General features: G+C 32.2%; 15 protein-coding genes and 1 pseudogene. 6 read left to right on the top strand and 10 right to left on the bottom strand.

Annotated elements, in window-relative coordinates; translation table 11 throughout:
• Positions 1-209: 209 nt before the first annotated feature.
• A complete protein-coding gene (gene gyrB / locus B4E95_RS08550) occupies positions 210-2,153 on the top strand; it encodes a DNA topoisomerase (ATP-hydrolyzing) subunit B (RefSeq protein ID WP_291091155.1) in 1,944 nt (647 codons plus the stop codon).
• An 81-nt stretch (positions 2,154-2,234) separates the two neighbouring features.
• On the opposite strand, the pseudogene B4E95_RS08545 reads toward gyrB, so the two are convergent.
• The 4 genes and pseudogenes from B4E95_RS08545 to B4E95_RS08530 form a co-directional block, all read right to left on the bottom strand.
• A pseudogene (locus B4E95_RS08545) lies at positions 2,235-4,451 on the bottom strand (cation:proton antiporter).
• A 158-nt stretch (positions 4,452-4,609) separates the two neighbouring features.
• Positions 4,610-5,269, bottom strand: a complete 660-nt coding sequence (locus B4E95_RS08540) for a LytR/AlgR family response regulator transcription factor (protein WP_291091153.1) — start codon at positions 5,267-5,269, stop codon at positions 4,610-4,612.
• Between the two features lie 31 nt (positions 5,270-5,300).
• The gene (locus B4E95_RS08535; protein ID WP_291062017.1) at positions 5,301-5,996 is read right to left on the bottom strand and encodes a sensor histidine kinase; all 696 of its coding nucleotides are present in this window, start codon (positions 5,994-5,996) and stop codon (positions 5,301-5,303) included.
• A 159-nt stretch (positions 5,997-6,155) separates the two neighbouring features.
• Positions 6,156-7,778, bottom strand: a complete 1,623-nt coding sequence (locus tag B4E95_RS08530; protein WP_038332655.1) for an ABC-F family ATP-binding cassette domain-containing protein — start codon at positions 7,776-7,778, stop codon at positions 6,156-6,158.
• A 66-nt stretch (positions 7,779-7,844) separates the two neighbouring features.
• Between B4E95_RS08530 and smpB the strand changes: the two genes are divergently transcribed.
• Positions 7,845-8,297 carry an SsrA-binding protein SmpB gene (gene smpB / locus B4E95_RS08525; protein WP_038332657.1) on the top strand — a complete coding sequence of 151 codons (453 nt, stop codon included), beginning with the start codon at positions 7,845-7,847 and terminating at the stop codon, positions 8,295-8,297.
• 66 nt (positions 8,298-8,363) lie between these two features.
• A complete protein-coding gene (locus B4E95_RS08520; protein ID WP_291091151.1) occupies positions 8,364-9,866 on the top strand; it encodes an OmpA family protein in 1,503 nt (500 codons plus the stop codon).
• 76 nt (positions 9,867-9,942) lie between these two features.
• On the opposite strand, the gene B4E95_RS08515 is transcribed toward B4E95_RS08520, so the two are convergent.
• On the bottom strand, positions 9,943-11,574 hold the full coding sequence (locus tag B4E95_RS08515; RefSeq protein WP_291091149.1) for an ABC1 kinase family protein: 1,632 nt from the start codon (positions 11,572-11,574) through the stop codon (positions 9,943-9,945).
• 241 nt (positions 11,575-11,815) lie between these two features.
• Between B4E95_RS08515 and rpsA the strand changes: the two genes are divergently transcribed.
• The 3 genes from rpsA to B4E95_RS08500 all read left to right on the top strand — a co-directional run bounded on the left by rpsA (position 11,816) and on the right by B4E95_RS08500 (position 15,336).
• On the top strand, positions 11,816-13,648 hold the full coding sequence (gene rpsA, locus B4E95_RS08510) for a 30S ribosomal protein S1 (RefSeq protein ID WP_291091147.1): 1,833 nt from the start codon (positions 11,816-11,818) through the stop codon (positions 13,646-13,648).
• Positions 13,649-13,837: 189 nt separating this feature from the next.
• Positions 13,838-14,314, top strand: a complete 477-nt coding sequence (locus tag B4E95_RS08505) for an Lrp/AsnC family transcriptional regulator (RefSeq protein WP_291091145.1) — start codon at positions 13,838-13,840, stop codon at positions 14,312-14,314.
• Positions 14,315-14,328: 14 nt separating this feature from the next.
• A complete protein-coding gene (locus tag B4E95_RS08500) occupies positions 14,329-15,336 on the top strand; it encodes an EamA family transporter (RefSeq protein WP_280062089.1) in 1,008 nt (335 codons plus the stop codon).
• Positions 15,337-15,392: 56 nt separating this feature from the next.
• Here the strand turns inward: B4E95_RS08500 and B4E95_RS08495 are convergent, their stop codons facing one another.
• The 5 genes from B4E95_RS08495 to B4E95_RS08475 all read right to left on the bottom strand — a co-directional run bounded on the left by B4E95_RS08495 (position 15,393) and on the right by B4E95_RS08475 (position 22,640).
• On the bottom strand, positions 15,393-16,706 hold the full coding sequence (locus B4E95_RS08495; protein WP_219034404.1) for an Ig-like domain-containing protein: 1,314 nt from the start codon (positions 16,704-16,706) through the stop codon (positions 15,393-15,395).
• 108 nt (positions 16,707-16,814) lie between these two features.
• The gene (gene ribB / locus B4E95_RS08490) at positions 16,815-17,939 is read right to left on the bottom strand and encodes a 3,4-dihydroxy-2-butanone-4-phosphate synthase (RefSeq protein ID WP_291047230.1); all 1,125 of its coding nucleotides are present in this window, start codon (positions 17,937-17,939) and stop codon (positions 16,815-16,817) included.
• A gap of 9 nt (positions 17,940-17,948) precedes the next feature.
• On the bottom strand, positions 17,949-19,409 hold the full coding sequence (locus B4E95_RS08485; RefSeq protein WP_286495541.1) for an LptF/LptG family permease: 1,461 nt from the start codon (positions 19,407-19,409) through the stop codon (positions 17,949-17,951).
• Between the two features lie 3 nt (positions 19,410-19,412).
• Positions 19,413-20,042, bottom strand: a complete 630-nt coding sequence (locus B4E95_RS08480) for a LolA family protein (RefSeq protein ID WP_291091142.1) — start codon at positions 20,040-20,042, stop codon at positions 19,413-19,415.
• 33 nt (positions 20,043-20,075) lie between these two features.
• Positions 20,076-22,640 (bottom strand): FtsK/SpoIIIE family DNA translocase, encoded by a 2,565-nt coding sequence (locus B4E95_RS08475; RefSeq protein WP_291062033.1) that lies wholly within the window; start codon positions 22,638-22,640, stop codon positions 20,076-20,078.
• Positions 22,641-22,927: the final 287 nt, after the last annotated feature.

The following is a 22,927-nucleotide window of genomic DNA, read 5'->3' as shown; positions in this document are numbered from 1 at the left end:
TCAAAATGCACAACGGGTTTAATTTATAGAAATTATATATTTCAAAACCGAAATCAATTTGATTTCGGTTTTTATTTTTAACTTTTATTGAATTAATCCAAAAAATGAACCTTAAAACGTTATTTTATCCAATACTTTAAGTTCTTTTTAAGAGGTTTTCTCGTCAAAATTGACTATATTTGTTTGTTTTAAAAAGTTAGAGACATATTATGAGTAATAACACATATACGGCGGATAATATCCAAGCGTTAGAAGGAATGGAGCACGTACGTCTTCGTCCATCGATGTACATTGGTGACGTCGGAGTTAGAGGATTACACCACTTAGTTTACGAGGTTGTTGATAACTCTATTGATGAAGCTTTAGCAGGATACTGTGATACAATCAAGGTAACAATTTTAGAAGGAAACTCGATTCGTGTAGAAGATAACGGACGTGGTATTCCTGTCGACTTACATAAAAAAGAAGGAAAATCTGCATTAGAAGTTGTAATGACGAAAATTGGTGCAGGAGGTAAGTTTGATAAAGATACGTACAAAGTTTCTGGAGGTTTGCACGGTGTTGGAGTTTCGTGTGTTAATGCACTTTCTAACCATTTATCGGCAGAAGTTTTCAAGAACGGAAAACAATATATTCAGGAATATTCGAAAGGGAAACCTTTGTATGATGTAAAAGAAGTTGGAACGACTGATAAAAGTGGTACAACAGTAACTTTTACGCCCGATGATACAATTTTCCAAGAAGTACAAACATATAATTATTCTACTTTAGCAAACCGTTTGCGTGAGTTAGCTTTCTTGAACAAAGGAATCAATATTGTATTGGTTGACGAGCGCGAAAAAGATGCTGATGGAAATCCTGTAACAGAAACTTTTCATTCTGAAGAAGGATTAAAAGAATTTGTTGAGTTTATTGACGGTAGCCGCGAATCTATCATGGACAAAGTAATCTTCATGGAAGGTGAACGTGATGGAATTCCGGTTGAGGTTGCAATGCGATACAATACGTCGTATAACGAAAATGTACATTCATACGTAAATAACATCAATACACACGAAGGTGGAACACATTTATCTGGTTTCCGTCGTGCATTGACACGTACATTGAAAAAATATGCTGAAGAAAACTTTAATCTTGCAAAAGAAAAAGTTGAAATCGTTGGAGATGACTTCCGCGAAGGATTAACAGCAGTTATTTCGGTAAAAGTAATGGAGCCTCAATTCGAAGGTCAAACAAAAACGAAATTAGGAAACTCTGAGGTTTCTCCTGCGGTTGATAAAATTGTGGCAGAAATGTTAACGAATTTCTTAGAAGAGAATCCAACAGAAGCAAAACAAATTGTTGATAAAGTAATTTTAGCAGCAAAAGCTCGTCAAGCAGCGAAGAAAGCTCGTGAAATGGTACAACGCAAAAACCCAATGGGAGGAAGCGGATTGCCAGGGAAATTAGCGGATTGTTCTTCTCGTAAACCAGAAGAGTCTGAGTTATTCTTAGTCGAGGGAGATTCTGCCGGAGGAACGGCGAAGCAAGGTCGTGATCGTCATTTTCAAGCAATTTTACCATTACGTGGTAAAATCTTAAATGTAGAAAAAGCGATGGCTCACAAAGTTTTGGATAACGAAGAGATTAAAAATATATATACAGCTTTAGGTGTAACAATTGGAACTGAAGATGATTCGAAAGCACTTAATATATCGAAATTACGTTATCACAAGGTTGTAATTATGACCGATGCCGATGTCGACGGTTCTCACATCGCGACATTAATTTTGACATTCTTCTTCCGTTACATGAAAGAATTGATTGAGCAAGGACATATTTATATTGCAACGCCACCTTTATATTTAATCAAAAAAGGAGCGAAAGCAGAATATGCTTGGGACGAAAAAGATCGTGAACGTTTAACTGCAGAATTCTCTACAGATGGTTCTGGTAAAGGAGTTACAATTCAGCGATACAAAGGTCTTGGGGAAATGAACGCGGAGCAATTATGGGATACAACACTTAATCCAGAACACAGAACGTTGCGTAAAGTAACGATTGATAATGCAACAGAAGCGGATCGCGTGTTCTCTATGTTGATGGGTGATGATGTACCGCCTCGTCGTGAGTTTATCGAGAAAAATGCACATTATGCAAAAATTGATGTTTAATCAATTTTGAATGATATAAAACGAAAAATCCAGCTTAAAAGCTGGATTTTTTGTTTTATTTTATGAATCTTATAAAAAATGTTACTCCGAAATAATTAAAGTTGTTGGTACATTGGAAATCCAAATGCTTTTTGTTTCGATTAAGTTTTTCCAACTTTCCATACTAATCATCATTAAATCCATTTCATTTAAAAACTCTTTATCCAATTGTTGTTTATACGAAAGACTAATATGATTTGGTGCAATATTCTCGATACTACGAATAATTTCTTTTACTTCTGAATGACGTTTTGTGTAACCGCTTACATCTACAATAATAATTTGCGATTCGCTATTCGAGATTAAACGTTGTGCATATTTCAGTAAATCGGCATCTTTATTTCCGAAAAGAGGAAGAAAAACTTTCTCAGCTTTTGTGAAATTTTTGTCCAAAACAATTCCAACAGGAACAGTTGATTTGTTCAATAATTGTTTCGTTCTTTCGTTGAAAATTGAATGATCAAACATGTTTTCTTTTCCAGTAACTTGACCAATCAAAATATCAGGATCAATAATTTTTGTCGTAAATCCTAAAATATTTCCTAACAACGAACCTGAATAAATAGAATTTCTTACACCCATCAACATCAAATCGTAATCACCTTTTTGCGCAACATCTATTGTCTCAAAAACCATATCGGTAGAAACTTTGAACATGGTTGTTACATCTTGGTGTAACTCTTCGGAAACCTCAATAATCGGTTCGAAAATTTCTGCTTCTCTATCCTCAAGATTGAAATGTTGCACTTCGCTACTTTTCATCACATGAATTGCAGAAACAAGTGAATTTTCGTCTTGTTTTTTGATAAAGCTATTAGCTGTTCGCAACAATTCAGCACCTTTTTCGGGTGTTTGAAAATCAATTAAAATTTTATATTTCTGACTTTGACTAATTTCAGAAAGTTCATTTTCTGTTTTTTGTTTGCGGAAAATCCAATTGATTAAATCCAAAGCTGGACCTGTCATAAAAGTTGTGACCAAAGCCATTATGACCATCATAGCGAAAACTTCTGGTGTTAAAACCCCTAAATCATATCCAATGTTTAGCACGACTAATTCCATCAAACCTCGTGTATTCATCAAAGCACCAATAGTTAAACTATCTTTCCAGTTTTGTCCAACAAACTTGGCGGCAATTGCACTTCCGATGAATTTTCCTGTTACAGCTACCAAAATAATCAATCCCGCTGTTTGCCATAAATGTGGCGTATCCAATAATCCAATTTGTGTTCTCAAACCTGTAAAAACGAAGAACAAAGGAAGTAATAAAACCAATGAAACATCTTCTATTTTTTCGATGAATAAATTTCTGAATTTTACATTTTCAGGCATAATTGTTCCAGCTAAAAAAGCTCCAAATAATGCATGAATTCCAATGATTTCACTTAAGTATGAAGAAATAATTAAGACCAAGAAAAAGATTCCTATGATAGGTTTTGTAAGCGTTGTTTTGCTTGAATGTACGTCTGCAATTCGTTTTAGGAATGGACGAACGAAACGAGCCATCGCGATAACGTAAACAATTGCTAGTAATATAACATATAATGAACTGACGAATGATCCAGCTTTTACGATGGCGATAACCGCAGCTAATAAACACCAAGCCGTGATGTCGTCGGCAGCTGCACAAGTAATTACAATAGAACCTAAGCGAGTTTTACTAATTCCGCGTTCTTGTACAATACGAGCCAAAACGGGGAAGGCTGTAATACTCATCGAAATTCCGATAAATAGAGCGAATGATAAAAAGTTAATTCCTTCTGGTGCGAATTCCATATAAATTAATCCAGCTAGAGCTAAACCAAGTGTAAATGGAATAATGATACTTGCATGACTAATAACTATGGCATCTTGTGCATTTTTCTTTAGCACTTTCAGGTCTAATTACATCCCGATAACATACATGAATAGGATCAAACCTATCTGACTGATAAATTCTAAGTTTCCTAACGATTCTTTAGGGAAAAGACCTCCAAAAAATTCTGGGAAATGCATTCCAATGAAAGAAGGACCAAGGAATATACCTGCAATAATTTCTCCAATTACAGTTGGTTGTCCAATTTTATTAAAAATCCATCCAAAAACCCTTGCAGTAAATATAATGGTTACAATTTGTGCTAATAAAATAGCAAGAGGGTGTCCAATATTATGTGTAATACTGTTGATGAAATCATTGAAGTAATTGCTTCCATTTGCAGCATGAACAACATGTTTCCCAGCTTCCATTTCTTCTGCTTTAATCACAATAAAATACATCATGATTGAACAAAGTAGAATGATTATTATATAAAAAATAGAATTTCTTGTCGATTTTTTCATGGCGTTAATTTTCAACAAAAGTCAGAAATTAATTTACAGAAAAATATCAATATTTTTTAAACTCGAGTAAAATGTAATGAAATGGTTTTTTTTTGTAATCAAATTGAAATTTGAGCAATAAAATTAGCTTTGTAAACTTCGCTTAATACCAAATTGATTTCTTTATTCTCTTTTGATAATACATCTAAAGTGACGTTGTCTGAGTGGAAATATTTGATATGATGTAAGCTAATTATTTCTCGTTTATTGATGCGAACAAAATCTTTTTCGGGTAACATTTCTGATAATGCATCGAGTGTGATATTTTTCAAAATCAAGAACGATAAATCTTGATAATAAACCATTTTATCACGGCTGTCAACGGTAGAAGTTGTAATGTACAAAATTTGATTAAACTGCAACAAAATTTTTCCTTTGTCTGAATTTAATTGTACAAAATTATTTTGTGTCGAAAAATTATTTTGTAAACGTTTTTTTACTTTGTCAACAGCTTGTTGTAAACGCTCTTTTTTGATTGGTTTTTGAATATAATCTGTCGCATCTAAATCAAAAGCATCAACAGCATATTCCTTATAAGCAGTGGAAAAAATAAACGGTTTTTCTTTTAATAAATTAGCGATCTGTAAACCATTTATTTTAGGCATTTCGATATCTAAAATACAAAAGTCAAAATCAAGATTTTCAATTTCGTTAATGAATAATTCAGGATTAACATAAGCTTTCACAACTTCAATGTCTTCCATTTGTTCACACAACATTTTCAGGTACTTTAAACCAAGAATTTCGTCGTCAATTAGTATGCATTTTAGTGTAAAACTCATGTAGATTTATTTTTAAGTTGGCTACAAAAATATCTTGTTCAATAGTTTTAGAAAGTGAAAAATCGTCGTCGTAAACCATTTTCAAGCGGTGTTCTAATGATTGACTTCCATGTCCGCCAGTTTCTTTTTTCAAACTATTTTTTGGAGAGATTTTATTGATGACTTGAATTTGAAATGATCTATTATTCAATTCAAGCATAATTTTTATGAATGAATTTGCTTGTTGAAAATCGGTATGTTTGAAAGCATTTTCAATAAAATCAATACTTAATAAAGGTAAAATAATTTTTTCTTGATAGTAAGGTGAAGTTTCATCAATTTTGGTTTTAACTTGAAAATCAAACAAAGGCGAAACTTTTACTTTATTAATTTCAATAAAGTTTTTAGTGAAATCTATTTCATCTTTTATCGTCACAAAATTGTCTTTGCTTTCGTACAAAATATAATCCAACACATTTGCCAATTTATCAATCGTATAATAGGTTTGGTACGCATTGGATTGAATCGAATTGAGAATATTTTTGAACAAATGTGGATTCAATTTTGCTTCGTATGACTCTAGTTTTAACTCGTCAACTTTTATAGATAAATTGTCTAAACGTTGCGTTTGTTCATGACTTATTTTTTTCTCAGATTTTAATGAATGGATTAAATATGTAATCATAATGATTAGAAAAAAAATCAATGCAATAATGAGATAAAGTAATATGATAGGAAGTTGAATCATGCGAAAAATTCTAACTCAAAGATAGAATAATTTATGAATAAAAAAATCCAGAAAGTAGAACCTTCTGGATTTTTAGAAATATGGTGAAAGAAATTATTAAGCGTAATATTTTGCTTTTAATTCTTTTACTTTTGGATCATCTAAGAATTCATCATACGTCATATAACGATCGATGATTCCGTTTGGAGTTAACTCGATAATACGGTTACAAGTTGTTTGAATCAATTCGTGGTCATGAGAACCCATTAAAATTGTTCCTTTGAAATTAACCAAAGAATTATTCAATGCTGTAATCGATTCTAAGTCTAAGTGACCTGTTGGCTCGTCTAACAATAATACGTTTGCACGTAATAACATCATGCGAGAGAACATACAACGCATTTTTTCACCTCCTGATAAAACAGAAGATTTTTTAAGAGCTTCGTCTCCAGAGAATAACATTTTTCCTAAGAAACCACGCATAAATTCTTCGTGACGTTCATCGTCTGATTCTGTATATTGACGTAACCAATCAACCAAGTTGATATCTTCTTTGAAGAAATCTGTATTATCTAAAGGTAAATACGCTTGTGTTGTTGTAATTCCCCAAGTAAAATCTCCAGAATCTGGCTGAGCTTTTCCTGAAAGAATTTCGAAAAATTGAGAAACCGCTTTCGAGTTACGAGAGAAAATACCAATTTTATCACCTTTTTTCAAGTTGATGTTTGCATCTTTAAATAAAACTTCTCCATCTACAGAAGCAGATAAATTGTTTACTTCTAAGATTTGATCACCAGCCTCACGCGATTGTTCCCAGATAAGTGCTGGATATCGACGAGAAGAAGGTTTGATATCTTCGATATTTAATTTCTCGATCATTTTTTTACGAGAAGTCGTTTGTTTTGCTTTAGCAACGTTAGAAGAGAAACGAGCAATGAAATCTTGTAATTCCTTTTTCTTTTCTTCTGCTTTTTTGTTTTGTTGCGCACGTTGTTTTGCAGCTAACTGAGAAGATTCGTACCAGAATGTATAGTTACCTGAATATAAATTTAATTTAGAGAAATCTAAATCACAAATATGCGTACAAACCGCGTCTAAGAAGTGACGGTCGTGCGATACAACGATTACAGTATTCTCGAAATTACCTAAGAAATCTTCTAGCCATTGAATTGTATTAACGTCCAATTCGTTGGTAGGCTCATCTAAGATTAACACATCAGGATTTCCAAATAAAGCTTGCGCAATCAAAATACGAACTTTCGCTTTATTATCTAAATCTCCCATTAATGTATAATGCATATCCGAATCGATTCCTACATTAGATAATAATGTAGCAGCATCAGATTCTGCATTCCATCCGTTCATTTCTTCATAAACGACACCTAATTCTCCTGCTTTGATGCCATCTTCTTCAGAAAAATCAGGTTTAGCATATAAAGCATCCATACGTTCTTTAATATCGTATAATACTTTATTTCCACGTAAAACAGTATCCAATACTGTATATTCGTCATATTTGAAGTGATTCTGTTCTAAAACAGACATACGTTTTCCTTTTTCAAGACTAACTTGTCCTGAAGTTGGATCGATTTCACCTGATAATATTTTTAAGAAAGTAGATTTTCCTGCTCCATTGGCACCAATTATCCCGTAACAGTTGCCATTTGTAAATTTTATATTAACTTCGTCGAAAAGTACACGCTTGCCGAATTGAAGCGATAAATTAGAAACATTTAACATAATTTTTGGTATGATGTTTGTTTGACCTTCCGGCAAAGTTACAAATTTTAATTGGAATAAAATAAAGTGCAGAAAGAAGTTACGATTAAGAATAAACGTGCAAGGTTTGAGTATGAATTATTAGATTCTTACGAAGCCGGCATCCAATTATTTGGGACTGAAATAAAATCTATCCGAATGGGAAAAGCTTCGATTACCGAAAGTTTTTGTCAAATGAAGGATGGAGAACTCTATATTGTCAATATGTTTATTGACGAATATGATTGGGGAACATACTTTAATCATAAAACAAGACGAGACAGAAAACTTTTATTACAAAAATCTGAGTTGCGAAAATTAGAACGCAAAACGAAAGAGACAGGATTAACGATTGTAGCAACCACGCTGTTTATAAACAATAAAGGGTTGGCAAAATTGAAGATATATTTGGCAAAAGGGAAGAAACTTTTTGACAAAAGAAACACAATAAAAGGAAAAGATTTGAAAAGAGATTTGGATAGAATGATAAAGAATTCTTAAATTTGTCTTATAATTGTATGAAAATTAAGTGAAATTTAATATATTTAAAACGCTAAATATTTGATAATGAAAAAGTTTAATCTATTATTATCTGCAGTAGTATTATTCCTAGCGGGTAATTCTTTTGTAGATGCTCAGAATTCTAAGAATCCTTGGGCAATTACAGTTGGTGCTCACGCAGTTGATCACAACTCAGTGACTGGACCATTCAACCAGTATTTCAAAACAGATAATTGGGATATCGTTCCTCCTTTATCTAAATTATCTATCATCCGTAACTTAAACAGATCTTTTGATGTTGATTTAACTGCTTCAGTAGGTGAAGTTGATAACAACAGATTACGTATCAAAGATGAATTATTCATCAATGCTGGTTTAGGTTTACGTTATAAGTTAGCTAATGGTTATATCTTAAAAGAAGATTCTTGGTTTGATCCATATATCCGTGTAGGTGCTGGTTACCACAGATACGACTACACAGGATTACAATTTCCATTAACAGCTTACTATGGTAATGGTGATGGTAATGAAACTTACCAATTAACAGAAGTTGAAGATTTAGAGAAAAATCACTTTGTAGCTTCTTTAGGTGCTGGATTTAACTTATGGTTTACTAAAAACTTTGGTTTAAACGTTGCTTCTGATTACAACTGGTTACCAGCTTACGGAGGAAACAATTATTTCGATTTCTTCCAACACACAGTAGGTGTTACTTTCCGTTTCGGAAAACAAGATAGAGATGGTGATGGTATTCCTGATGACGAAGATGCATGTCCAGATACTCCAGGTATCGCTACAAATGATCCATCTACAAACGGATGTCCAGATACAGATGGTGATGGAATCTTTGATAAAGATGATGCTTGTCCAACAGAATTTGGTTTAGCTGAATTCCAAGGTTGTCCAGATACAGATGGTGATGGTGTTCCAGATAAAGATGATGCTTGTCCTACAGTTGCAGGTCCAGTAGAAAATAATGGATGTCCTTGGCCAGATACAGATGGTGATGGAATCTTAGATAAAGATGATGCTTGTCCAAACGAATATGGTTTAGCTGAATTCCAAGGTTGTCCAGATACAGATGGAGATGGTATTCCAGATAAAGATGATGCTTGTCCAACAGTAAAAGGACCAAAAGAAAATAATGGATGTCCATGGACAGAAGTTCACGTAGCAAAACGTTTATCTAATATTTTATTCGAATACAACTCTGATAAAATTGTTCCTTCTTCTTACGAAGATGTACGTGTAGCTGCTCAAATTTTAAATTCTGATGATTTAAAAGAAAAAAGCTTCTACATTGACGGACATGCTGACCAAAGAGGTAAAGACGCTTATAACAAAACATTATCTTTAAAACGTGCTCAAGCGTTAGTTAATATTTTAGTTGAAAGAGGTGGAGTGGATAAAGCTCGTTTAACTGCTCGTGGTTTAGGAAAATCTCAATTGTTATGTACTGAAAACACTGAAGAGTGTTACCAAAGAAACAGACGTGTTGAGGTATTACCTAGAACAGCTGTAGTAACTGAAACAAAAGTTATCAAAAAAACAGCTACAGAAAAGAAATAATAATTCTTTGAATAGCTTACAATAGAAATAGCCACCTCATTGAGGTGGCTATTTTATTTCATATATTTTTGAACAATTATTTCTTTCTAAAGACTAATATAATAATACATCCAGCTGTAAAAATAGATAACAAATAACCAATCCAAGAAAGTAATGGCATATCCAAAATCATTGGACGAACAGTAGTGTTGGCAAGCATACTTGCTCCAATTCCAAAAGCTAAAGTAAGTATCGCTAAAACTAGTTTATTAATACTGTCTTTTATTAATTTCTGAATATTATCTATTTGATCAATCTTGAAGTTTAAAGCCAATTTATCATTGTTTACTTTTTCAATTAATTTTAAGGTGTCTTCTGGTAAATCGTTGATTAAATCTTGAATATCTTTGAAATTATCAATTGCTTTTTTGCTCAAATATTTTGGATGAAATTTTTGTCGAGCCAATTTTACCGCATATGGACGCATTGAACGTTGCACATTAAGATCAGCGTGTAATTGTTGTCCAATTCCTTCTATAAGTGCAATACCGCGTAGTAAAATGTAAACATACTCGGGTAATAAAACATGATTTCGTTGTAGAATATGATTGAATTTTTTGATGATGACTTGAACTTCTATCGTATCAACGGTATTGTATTCTAAGTAATCAAAAATATCTGCAATATCACGTTCCAATTGTTTTTCGTTCTCGATATAATGTTTAATCGCCATTTTTTTGAGTGAACGAACAATGCGTTTCGGATTTTTTAATCCAAAATCAATCACTACATTTTCTAATGCTTCTTTTTCGTTGATGGCTAAAATTCCCATCGAACCAAAATCTATAAAAGCTAAACGTCCATCTTTTAAAATAAAAATATTTCCGGGATGTGGATCAGCATGAAAAAATCCATCATCAAGTAATTGTTTCAAATAAATATCAAAACCTTTCTGTACGATTTTTTTCGGATCAACTCCTAAAGCATCTAACTGTTCAACATCATTTACCTTGAAACCATCTATGAATTCCATGCAAAGAAAATTATTGTTCGAATAATCTTCGTACGTTTTTGGCACATAAACATCTTTACTATTCTCAAAGTTTTTCCTGAATCGTTCAATATTTTGAAATTCATTGGTTAATGAAAGTTCTTTCAGAATTGAATTTTCAAATGATTTTTCGATTTCAGAAATGAATAATTTTTGAAGTTTCTCATATTTTTTTTCCAAAAAATGAGCAATATCTCGAATCAGAGCTAAATCAGACTCAATTATTTTCTGAATATTAGATCGTTTTACTTTGAACACAACTTTTTCTCCATTCAATAAAGTTGCGCGATAAACTTGCGAAATACTTGCTGCCGCAAAAGGTTGTTCTTCTATAAAAAGAAAATGCTCGTCAGGCTCAATTCCAAATTCGTCTCTAATTTTTTGTTTGATGTCAATTTCTTCTGGAGGAACATTATCTTGTAATTTTTTTAATTCTTCTACCAAAGATTCAGGAACCAAATCTTTTCGATTACTCAATAATTGTCCAAATTTTATATAAGTAGGACCAAGTTCTTCCAAAGCCATTCGGAAACGTTGATTGAATGATTGGTTGAAAAATTCGTTGTTTTGGTCAGAATGAAACAAATCATTTCCGCGAGAAAGAATTTCTTCAAAACCATATTTAGAAACGACTTTTACGATTTTAGAAAATCGTTTTATTTTCTTTAGACTATCCATAAAGTTGAGATTCGATTACAAGTTACGAATAAACAAGTGTGTAATTTCTTTATAAAATCTTAAATTTCTTTGAGTTGAATCTAAAATTATTCCAAATATTAAAATATAATTGTTTATCTTTGCACTCGCTAAAATGGTTTAGGAATCAAGCGATTAATTATTAAGTTAAACATCTCTCGGTCATTTATTTGCATTTGAAGATTCCGAAATAAAATAGATTGAGATACAAATTTTTAGAATTATGTCTAAAGAAACAAAACAAGAGGAGGTACAAGAAGTTGTATTAAACACTCCAGTATTAGATGCGTCTGCTAATGCAAACGTAGCGCCAGAATCATTTGATTGGGAATCTTTCGAATCAGGATTAAACGAAGAAGATCGTAAAGAAAAAGCTGAATTAGAGCAAATGTACGATACAACTTTAGAAGACTTACATGAGAATGAAGTATTCAAAGGACAAGTTGTACGTATTACAGATAAAGAAGCTATTGTTGACATCAACTTCAAATCAGAAGGTGTTATTTCATTAAACGAATTCCGTTACAACTCAGACTTGAAAGTTGGAGATATCGTTGAAGTAATGGTTGATCAACGTGAAGATAAAAATGGACAATTAATTTTATCTCACAAAAAAGCTCGTACATTAAATGCATGGGATGCTGTTAACAAAGCACACGATTCTCAAGAAATCGTTAACGGTTACATCAAAGCTCGTACTAAAGGAGGTATGATCGTTGACGTATTCGGAATTGAAGCTTTCTTACCAGGTTCTCAAATCGATGTTAAACCAATCCGTGATTACGAACAATTCGTAGGAAAAACTATGGAGTTCAAAGTTGTTAAAATCAACCCAGAATTCAAAAACGTAGTAGTTTCTCACAAAGCGTTAATCGAGGCTGATATCGAAGTTCAGAAAAAAGAAATCGTTGCTCAATTAGAGAAAGGACAAGTATTAGAAGGTGAAGTTAAAAACATCACATCTTACGGTGTATTCGTAGACTTAGGAGGTGTTGACGGTTTAATCCACATCACTGACTTATCTTGGTCTCGTATCAACCACCCATCTGAAATCTTAGAAGATGGACAAAAAATCAACGTTGTAATCTTAGATTTCGACGAAGATAAATCTCGTATCCAATTAGGTATTAAACAATTAGAAGCTCATCCATGGGATGCTTTAGATGCTGATATCAAAGTTGGTGATAAAGTTAAAGGAAAAGTAGTTGTTTTAGCTGACTACGGTGCATTCGTTGAGGTTGCTCCAGGTGTAGAAGGTTTAATCCATGTTTCTGAAATGTCATGGTCTACTCACTTACGTTCTGCTCAAGATTTCGTAAAAGTAGGTGATGAGGTTGAAGCAGTAGTTTTAACTTTAGATAGAGAAGAAAGAAAAATGTCTTTAGGTATCAAACAATTAACTCCAGATCCTTGGACAGATATTACAACTAAATACCCAGTAGGTTCTACTCACAAAGGTAAAGTTCGTAATTTCACTAACTTCGGTGTGTTCGTAGAATTAGAAGAAGGTGTTGACGGATTAATCTACATCTCTGACTTATCTTGGACTAAGAAAATCAAACACCCATCAGAATTCTGTGCGGTTGATGATATCTTAGACGTAGTAGTTTTAGAATTAGACGTAGAAGCTCGTCGTTTATCTTTAGGTCACAAACAATTAACTGAAAACCCATGGGATCAGTACGAAGCTAAATATGCTGTAGGTACTACTCACACAGGTGTTGCAGTTGACGTTTTTGATAAAGGTGCTACAGTACAATTCGAAGATGCTGACGTTGAAGCTTTCGCTCCAGCTCGTACATTAGAGAAAGAAGACGGATCTCGTATCAAAAAAGGTGAAGAAACATCTTTCAAAGTTATCGAGTTTAACAAAGAATTCCGTCGTGTAGTAGTTTCTCACACAGCAACTTTCCGTGAGGAAGAAGTTAAAGCTGAGAGATCATCTAACAACAATAACAACAACAACAATTCATCTAACACGATCGAAACTTCTACATTAGGAGATATTGATTCATTAGCTGCATTGAAAAAGAAAATGGAAGAAGGAGGAAACTAATTCTCTAACCGAAATTTTTAAATAACATAAGCTGTCCAGTAATGGGCAGCTTTTTTTATGAATAATGATTAAATATATTTAGTATAAAAATGAATTTAATTTATGGTTTAAAATCATATTAAGAATAACGTACAATTTTTGATGTGTTTTTTGAATATTATTCAAAATAGTCTTAATTTTGCAGTCGAAATGGAAAAGATAGAATTTAATTTAGATGCTACTGATTTGAAAATCATGCGATTAATGCAAGATAATGCACGTATTAACAATGCAGATATCGCAAGAGAATTGAGAATGGCACCTTCTGGAATATTAGAACGTGTGAAAAAGCTTGAAAATAAACAAGTTATTTTGGCTTATCACGCAAAAATAAATCCAATGGCAGTTGGACAAAAATTACTTTCGTATATGTTTATCAAAACCGTAGATATTATCGGTGATGAAACAGTAGGAAGACAACTTGCCGAAATTCCAGAAGTTTTAGAGGTTCATGATATTGCTGGAGAAGATGGTTATCTAATCAAAGTGAGAACTTCTGATAACGAAGGTTTGGTAGAATTGATGCGCAAACATTTGAGTAAAATTGGCGGAATCACTTCTACGCGTACAACTATAGTTTTACAAACAATAAAAGAAGAACAAAATATCGTTATACCAACGATTTAAAAAATAGAGATTGAATGAAAGGGAATCAACCAAGTAAGTGGCTGATTATTGCAGCATATTTCGTGGTTTATGTAGTTTGGGGATCAACTTATTTTTTTATAGATAAGGCTTTGCATGGTTTTAGTCCGTTTATTTTGGGTTCGTTTCGCTTTATTGCGGCGAGCACAATGTTGATGGGATATTGTAAGTTGAAAGGTTACAAGCTGTGGGATAAACAAATTGTGAAACAATGTATGTTTACAGGTTTTATGTTGTTGTTTATTGATATGGCTGGGATTATTTGGTCCGAACAATTTTTACCAAGTGGAATTGTTGCAATTATGGCAGCATCGGCAGCAATTTGGTTTATTGTCTTAGATAAACCGAAATGGAAACAAAATTTTTCAAGTATTCCTACGATTTTAGGTGTTTTGTTAGGTTTTGTTGGAGTTCTGATGTTATTCTATGAACAAACAACCACTGTGCACGCAGATGCAGATCAGCAGTTCTTAAATATGATTGGGTTGATTGTTCTGATCTTTTGTTCGATTGCTTGGACGTTAGGTTCTTTGTATTCAAAATATGTAACAGAAAAGCAGAAAAAAGAAGTTACAAAGCCAAAAGAAGATTTGAACATCATGGTCAAAACGGCTTGGCAAATGATTACTGCTGGTGTTTTGTTTAATACAGTTGCAATCTTCAATGGAGAATATGCTAATTTCAATTTTGCGAATGTAGCGACAGAAGATTGGTTGGCAATGGCTTATTTAACAACTTTTGGCTCTATTCTAGCTTTTGGTTCTTACGTTTGGTTGTTACAATATCGTCCAGCTGTAGAAGTTTCTACATATGCCTATGTTAATCCGATTGTAGCGGTTGCATTGAGTTATTTTTTTACAGATGATGTCGTAACTCATTTGCAGATTTATGGTTTGGCAGTAATTTTGTTCAGTGTTTTATTAATGAACTGGAATCTTTATAAAAACACGAAATTAGTTCAAAAAATTCTGCATTTTGTTTCTCGTAAACATTATGCGCATTAAATATTATGATGATTATTAATAAGAAAGCTTCTCGATTTCGAGAAGCTTTTTTTGTATTATTGAGTTTTAAAATTAATAATTAATTCATTGTTGTCTAATTTTAATGGGTAGCCATCTTCTGATTTGAAACCATTTGAAATTACAAATTCATATTCTTTAGTTGGAGTTAATTCCATAGTTATTACGAATGTAGTGTTATCATTAGAGAAATTGATTTTTGTAAACTTAGGACTATACTCTTTTCCTTTTTTTGAGAATCTTATTGAATATTCTTTTGGATTCATTGGTTTAGAAAATATAATTTTAAATTCTTTGATAGATGAATCTATATTTGTTGAACCATTTTCGAAAGGCTCAATTTTTATGATATAAGGTTGTTTTTTTTCGTATTCTTTTATTAATTGATCTTTATCAAAACCTTCTTCGTAAAAACCAGATTTTCTTAGAAAATTTTCAACTTCTTTTTCATCTTGATAATTCAGTTCAATAATATCTTTTATCGCTTGTTTTTTATTTTTAGCTTGATTGTAATATGATTTACATATTTCATATCCAATAAAATATCCCAGATCAGCAGCTTCACCCTTTTGTCCTCCATTGTATAACCAATTTGAAAAATCATCTATAAACATCTCTTCTTTAAATTGTTTTTTCAAATCATCGAAGTGCTGTTTTCCATAAAAAATATATTGTTTTTCAATTGGTTCTCCTAAAACAAGCTCTGTAATAAAATCGCACGAACCTTCTTTTAGGGTATGGTGTAATAATGAGTTGTTTTCATTTGGTTTTTGTTGTGTGTGTACATATTCATGAATATTTAGTGAAATAATATTATCAAGTGATTGCTTCGCAAAAACATTTTTTAGCCAATCATTTTCAAATTCTGAAACATCTGTTTTTGGAATTCCTGTAGCGATTTCAGAACCAACTAAAACCATATTTTCATATAAAGTTCCACCTGAACGCAAGCCACCAATTGTAAAATACATTTCTCCTTCTTTTAGCTCAGGATATAGTTTTTTTAGTTTTTTTACAGCTTTAGTTAATTCTTTTGTTTTATTTTTTATGGTAAGTGTATTAGGTCTAATAGAATTCCAAAACTTAGGATAATTATCAATAAGTTTAATATAAAGAGTATCATTATAATCTCTTACTTTCATAAAGGATTTTAAACCTTTTGTCCCTTTATCAATGTATAAAGTATTAATGAATTTTATTTTTTGTGAATAATTATTTGTAGTTTGAATACTATCAAAAGCTATCCAGAAATTATCTATATCAGAAGTGTAAATTTTATTAGCTATTGAATTTTGTCCAAATGAAATACTCGTAAGAATAAAAAATATTAAAGCTAAAGTTTTATTTTGCATATTGTGTTTTTATATGAGATGTCAATTTAATCAAAAAGTTACAAAATGATTCAAAAAAAAAAGCAGCTCTTCTCAGAACTGCTTTTGTATATTGTGATGAATTATTTCTTACAATTTAGTGCATTTTACAATTTCCAAACCGTATTGCGTCGTATGTGGTTCTTCTAAAGTGCGTGTAATCAAATTCATTTTTTGGATGCCTAAATCTTTGATGATTTGAGAGCCAATTCCGTGATCTTTTTCATCGGCTGGTAAAACACCTGATTTAGATTTTCCTTCAGAAAAACTTTTGAAAATCTCTAATTTTTGTTCAATCAACTCAGAACTTTGAATGTTATTAATAAAAATTACAACACCTTTTTCTTCTTCATTGATGATGTTCATTGTTTTTTCTAACAATGGTGTTTCGCCGTTTTGTAAAGCGCTAAACAAATCATAGTAGCTATTTGTCGATTTTACACGAACTGGAACTACATCATCTTTTGTCCATTTTCCTTTTTTCAAAGCGAAGTGAACTTGATTATTTGTTGTTTGTTGATAAGCGATTAATTCGTATTCTCCGAATCTTGTTTTTGCAGGAAATTGCTCGATACGTTTTACTAATGATTCGTTTTCTAATCGGTAAGCAATCAAATCTTCAATCGAAACAATTTTAAGATCAAATTTCTTTGCAATCTCTAACAATTCTGGCAAGCGAGCCATTTCTCCATCTTCTTTCAAAATTTCGACAATACATCCAGCAGGATAATATCCTGCCATGCGTGCCAAATCAACAGCAGCTTCTGTATGTCCCATTCGAACCAAAACTCCACCATCTTTTGCAATTAATGGGAAAATATGTCCTGGTTTTCCTAAATCATCTGGATTTGTATTTTCGTCAATTAAAGCTTGAATAGTTTTAGAACGATCAGAAGCCGAAATTCCTGTCGTACATCCGTGACCTTGTAAATCTACAGAAACCGTAAAATTAGTTTCGTAAATCGCTGTATTGTGTCCAACCATAAGGTCCAAACCTAATGCTTTACATCTTTGTTGTGTAAGTGGTGTACAAACCAATCCGCGTCCATGCGTAACCATAAAGTTGATGACTTCTGGCGTTGCAAATTCGGCGATACATAGGAAATCTCCTTCATTTTCACGATCTTCATCGTCAACTACAATGATAACTTTTCCTTGTTTTAAATCTTCTAAAGCTTCTTCAATTGTGTTTAATTGAGATGATCTATTTTCCATTGTTTTATGTTATTGATAACGAGAATGCTCCTCGTTTTTGTTTGTTTTCTTAAACTTATTAAAGTATTTTACAATTGGATCAACGTAAATACTGATATCAAATAATCCAGAATCTTGATTGGCTTTGTAACTAAACAAAATAGAGAACGGAAGCGCAATAATATTAGCTGCCCAAGCGGCAAAAGTTGGATCTAATTTTCCGTTTTTCGCCATATTTTCTGCCGAGAAATTAAGAATGAAATAAATAACGAAAATGATAATTGAGATGACAACTGGCATTCCAATTCCTCCTTTTTTTACGATTGCACCTAATGATGATCCAATCAAAAAGAAAATAATACATGTTACTGCATACGAGAAATTTCGTTGGTAATGAATATTTACTTTTGAATATAACTTTTCTCTGTTTACAATTTCTTGTTCAGAAAACGTCATATTTTCTTGATCACGATTTACCATTTGTATAGCTTGATTAAGCACTTGATCTTGTTCTTGACGATTTCGCTCTTTCAAGTCAAAAATCATATTTGTTTTTATCGTATCAATATCTTTTATTTTGATTGAATAGAAATAGTTTTGATTAAACATATTCGTTTTCAAATCTTTGTAATACTTCTTATAATCTGTGTTTAATGAATCGATAAGATGTCTTAAACCTTTTCCGTCCAAATATTTATAAGAGTTTCCTGGGTCTTCGTCTTTACCAGAATTTAAAATATCCGAAATGTCAATATAATAGTTTAATGTATCAAATTTAGTATATTGATTTTCTTGACGTTTGCGTTGATCAAAGTTTTTATTTTTGATGTTGTCGGTATAAGCAATTCCATCAAAAAGTTCCATTTTTAGATAATGATTATCGTTTTTGTCTGGCGCAAGATTTCCTCTTTTAGAAATAATTGTCATCGTATTTTCACCAAACGGTGCATTTTGATGAACAAAAACATCTTCTAATTTTTCTGAATTTTCACCCGAAACTTTATTTATTTTCATCTGAAATCCGGGAACGGTTTCGATAAAAACGCCTTCTTTCATACTTACCGTTGGTTTGGTTTGTAAGATATTGAAGTACATTGTTCGCGCTTTTTGTTGGGAATAAGGCATTACTTTGTCTCCGAAAAAATACAATCCGACAGACATTAAAGCAACTAACGTAAACAATGGTGCAAGGATTCTGGTAAGTGAAATTCCAGAAGCTTTCATTGCAGCTAATTCGTATCGTTCTCCAAAACCTCCCATGGTCATGATAGACCCCAAAAGGATTGTAAGCGGTAATACAAGCTGAATAACGTTAATTCCTAACCAAAAAAGTAATTCGGTAATAGTGTACCATTCTAAACCTTTTCCAACAAATTTTTCCATTTGTTGCCATGCAAATTGCACGATAAAGATGAAAAATAGAACACTAAATATGAAAAAAAATGGACCTAAAAAGGTCTTGATTATATACCAGTCAAGTTTTTTTAACATTGATTATAATTGAGTAATCATATAGCCTTGCGACTTATATTTCTTTTGGTCAAAGTTAAAGTAACTTTTGTGAATAAGTAAATTTTGAACGTAATCTTTTACAATGATTGATGTTGTATCACCATTTTTACCATATTCCTTGTAATCGTAGATTTCATTATTCGCTGTATTGACTCCTAAAACCGAATATTTGATTGTTGAAGTTTTAGTTGGCGTTAATTTTATGTACTGAATTGTTTTTCCTCCAACCGTTTTTTTATCTGTTAAAGTGTAGCTGAAATCTGTACGATATGTATTCAAAACTTTAGTTGGTGTTAAGAAATCATCTGTGTTAGATGCATCAGAAATAGTTACTTCTTTGTCATCTTTTGCAATTGTATATAATTTAGTTCCTGTAAAAATTTGGTTGATATCGCCTACATTCAAGTTAAATTTTTGCTTCATTGCAAAAACTTCTCCCGAACGACTTGTTGATTTTCCATTTGCGTTATGGCTAAAATCAAATTTGATGTAATACGAGTTTGCGTTGGTATATTTAGCGTAAACTTTGTCTAAGATTTGTTTTGCTGATTGAGCGTTTAATGTTCCAACCCCTATTAATAAGAGTATGAAAGAATAGATTATCTTTTTCATACAATTTAATTTTCTATCTGTTTTTAATAAATTTTAGTTCAAATTATTCAACAACTGTTCCAAACTCATGTCATCTTGTATCAATACCTGTCTTGCTTTACTTCCTTCGAAAGGACCAACAATTCCAGCAGCTTCCAATTGATCAATCAATCGTCCGGCGCGATTATATCCTAATTTTAATTTTCGTTGTAATAAAGACGCGGAACCTTGTTGATTCATTACAATCAATCGTGCAGCATCTTCAAAAAGTACATCACGATCAGATAAATCAATATCTAAATTAGATCCACCTTCTTCCCCAACATATTCTGGTAAATGCATTGCATCTGGATAACCACGTTGTTCACCAATAAATTCGGTGATTTTATCGACTTCTGGTGTATCAACAAACGCACATTGTAAGCGAATTAATTCGTTTCCAGTGGTGTACAACATATCACCTTTACCAATTAATTGATCAGCTCCTTGCGAGTCTAAAATTGTTCTCGAATCGATTTTTGACGTTACACGGAAAGCGACACGACCTGGGAAATTGGCTTTAATTGTTCCTGTAATTACATTTACAGACGGACGTTGAGTTGCAACAATCAAGTGAATACCAACGGCACGAGCTAATTGAGCTAAACGAGCAATCGGTAATTCTACTTCTTTACCAGCTGTCATAATCAAATCTGCAAACTCATCCACGATTAATACAATATATGGTAAGAATCTGTGACCAGCTTCTGGATTTAATTTACGTTGTTTAAATTTCGCGTTATATTCTTTGATATTTCGAACGAAAGCATTTTTCAATAATTCGTAACGATCATCCATTTCAATACAAAGTGAATTTAACGTGTTAATTACTTTTGTATTATCTGTGATAATTGCTTCTTCCGAATCTGGTAATTTTGCTAAATAATGACGCTCGATTTTAGAATATAAAGTAAGCTCAACTTTCTTTGGATCGACCATCACAAATTTTAATTCAGATGGATGTTTTTTATAGATTAACGAAGCGATAATAGCATTCAAACCAACCGATTTACCTTGTCCCGTTGCACCAGCCATCAACAAGTGAGGCATTTTTGCTAAATCGGCAACAAAGGTTTCGTTCGTAATTGTTTTCCCGAAAGCAATTGGCAATTCCATATCAGCATTTTGGAACTTTTGCGAAGCAATAACCGAATGCATGGAAACCATCGAAGGATTAGAATTTGGAACCTCGATACCAATTGTTCCTTTTCCAGGAATCGGCGCAATAATACGAATACCAAGCGCAGCCAAACTTAAGGCAATATCGTCCTCAAGATTTTTGATTTTAGAAATACGAACACCAGCTTTTGGTACAATTTCATATAAGGTAACTGTAGGACCGATTGTTGCTGAAATTTCATCGATTCCGATTCCGTAATTTCCTAAGGTTTCGACAATTCTATTTTTGTTCGTTTCTAATTCTTTTTGATCAATTAACGTATTTCCGTTGTCATATTTTTTTAACAATGAAATAGGAGGAAATTGATAATTTGGTAAATCTAAACGTTGATTGTATTCACCTTGCTCTTGTACCAATCGAGCAGAAGTCGCTTCAAATTCTTCTTCTTCATCAACATGTTGAACTTTTAATTCTAATCCATTTTCAGAAGAATTTTGAGTTGGTTGAATTTCTGTTTCGAAATTTTCTTCATCATTAATTGATAAAAAATCTACTTGATTATTTTCTTCCTCATCATCTGCCAAATCTTCAACTACTAATTCTGTAATATTAAGTGGAGTTTCTTCGATTGTTTCTTCCTCTTTTGGTTGATTAATTTTAAATTCTTGATGAAATGCTTCGTTTGGATTTACTTTATGAGATTGAATTGCTTCTTTCTCTTGTTGTTCTATCAATTCTAATTCTTGCAATAAACTATCTTCCTGTTGCTTTTCAGCATCTTGATTGAATTTATTTATCTTTTCTTGTTCTTCTTTTTCCTTACGTTTTCTTAATTCAAGCTGTTCTCTCTTGATTTTTTCTTGCTCTTTTTCTATGCGCTCAATTTCTTTTTGTTTCGCACGTTCTTCCATTTTTTCTTGGATAGATTGGTACGTCATTCGGAAATGAATGACACAATAAATCAATAAACTAACGAAAAGCAATAAAATTACACCCCATTTACCAATAAAGCTATTTAGGAAATCATTAATTTCAAATCCCATTACGCCAGAAAGCATGTGTTGAGTAGGTAAAATACAACCAAAAAATATTGGTAACCAAATCATGAAGAAAATGCTTTGATAAAGCGTTGTGAAAGGCTTAATTTTTTTCCAATTTGTAGCAACTTTAACTCCTAAGAGAATAAAGAAGACTGGGACAAAAAATGAAACAATTCCGATTCCTTGCAAAATGAATGTTTCGCCTAATAATGCGCCAAACTTCCCGAAGATATTCTCGGCGGTTTGACTTTTGTCTAATAAATCAGAGATTTGGCTCTGATCCATAAAACCATTAAAAAAATAAGAGATAAACGAAGCGAATAGTAATAAACCGATTACTAAAAACAGTATACCTATAATTGTTTTGACGATTTGTTTTTTAGGAGTTTTTGGTGCTTCCTGCGTGTTTTTTATAGCCATTTTAAGGTTGAGTATAATTGAAGCAAAAATAATAAATCTTTGACAGACGAATCTAACGAAAAGTATTTAATTTTATATAAAATGATAAAGACTAAGATGATTTAATTTTTTTTATGATGAATACAGAAAGCCCTTTGTTTATTTTATCCTTATTATTTGGTCTAATATTTATAATTATGGGAATTGTACAATTAATTTTTCCTGCAAAAAATATTAATCCATTATATGGTTATAGTTCAAAGTTATCAATGAAAAATATTAAGAATTACCGGTAGTGCATTTGTATT

The sequence above is a fragment of the Empedobacter sp. UBA7494 genome (assembly GCF_002478465.1).
GTDB lineage: Bacteria > Bacteroidota > Bacteroidia > Flavobacteriales > Weeksellaceae > Empedobacter > Empedobacter falsenii_B.
Note: the sequence above shows the minus strand (reverse complement) of the source record. Positions and strands in the feature narration are given on the sequence as shown.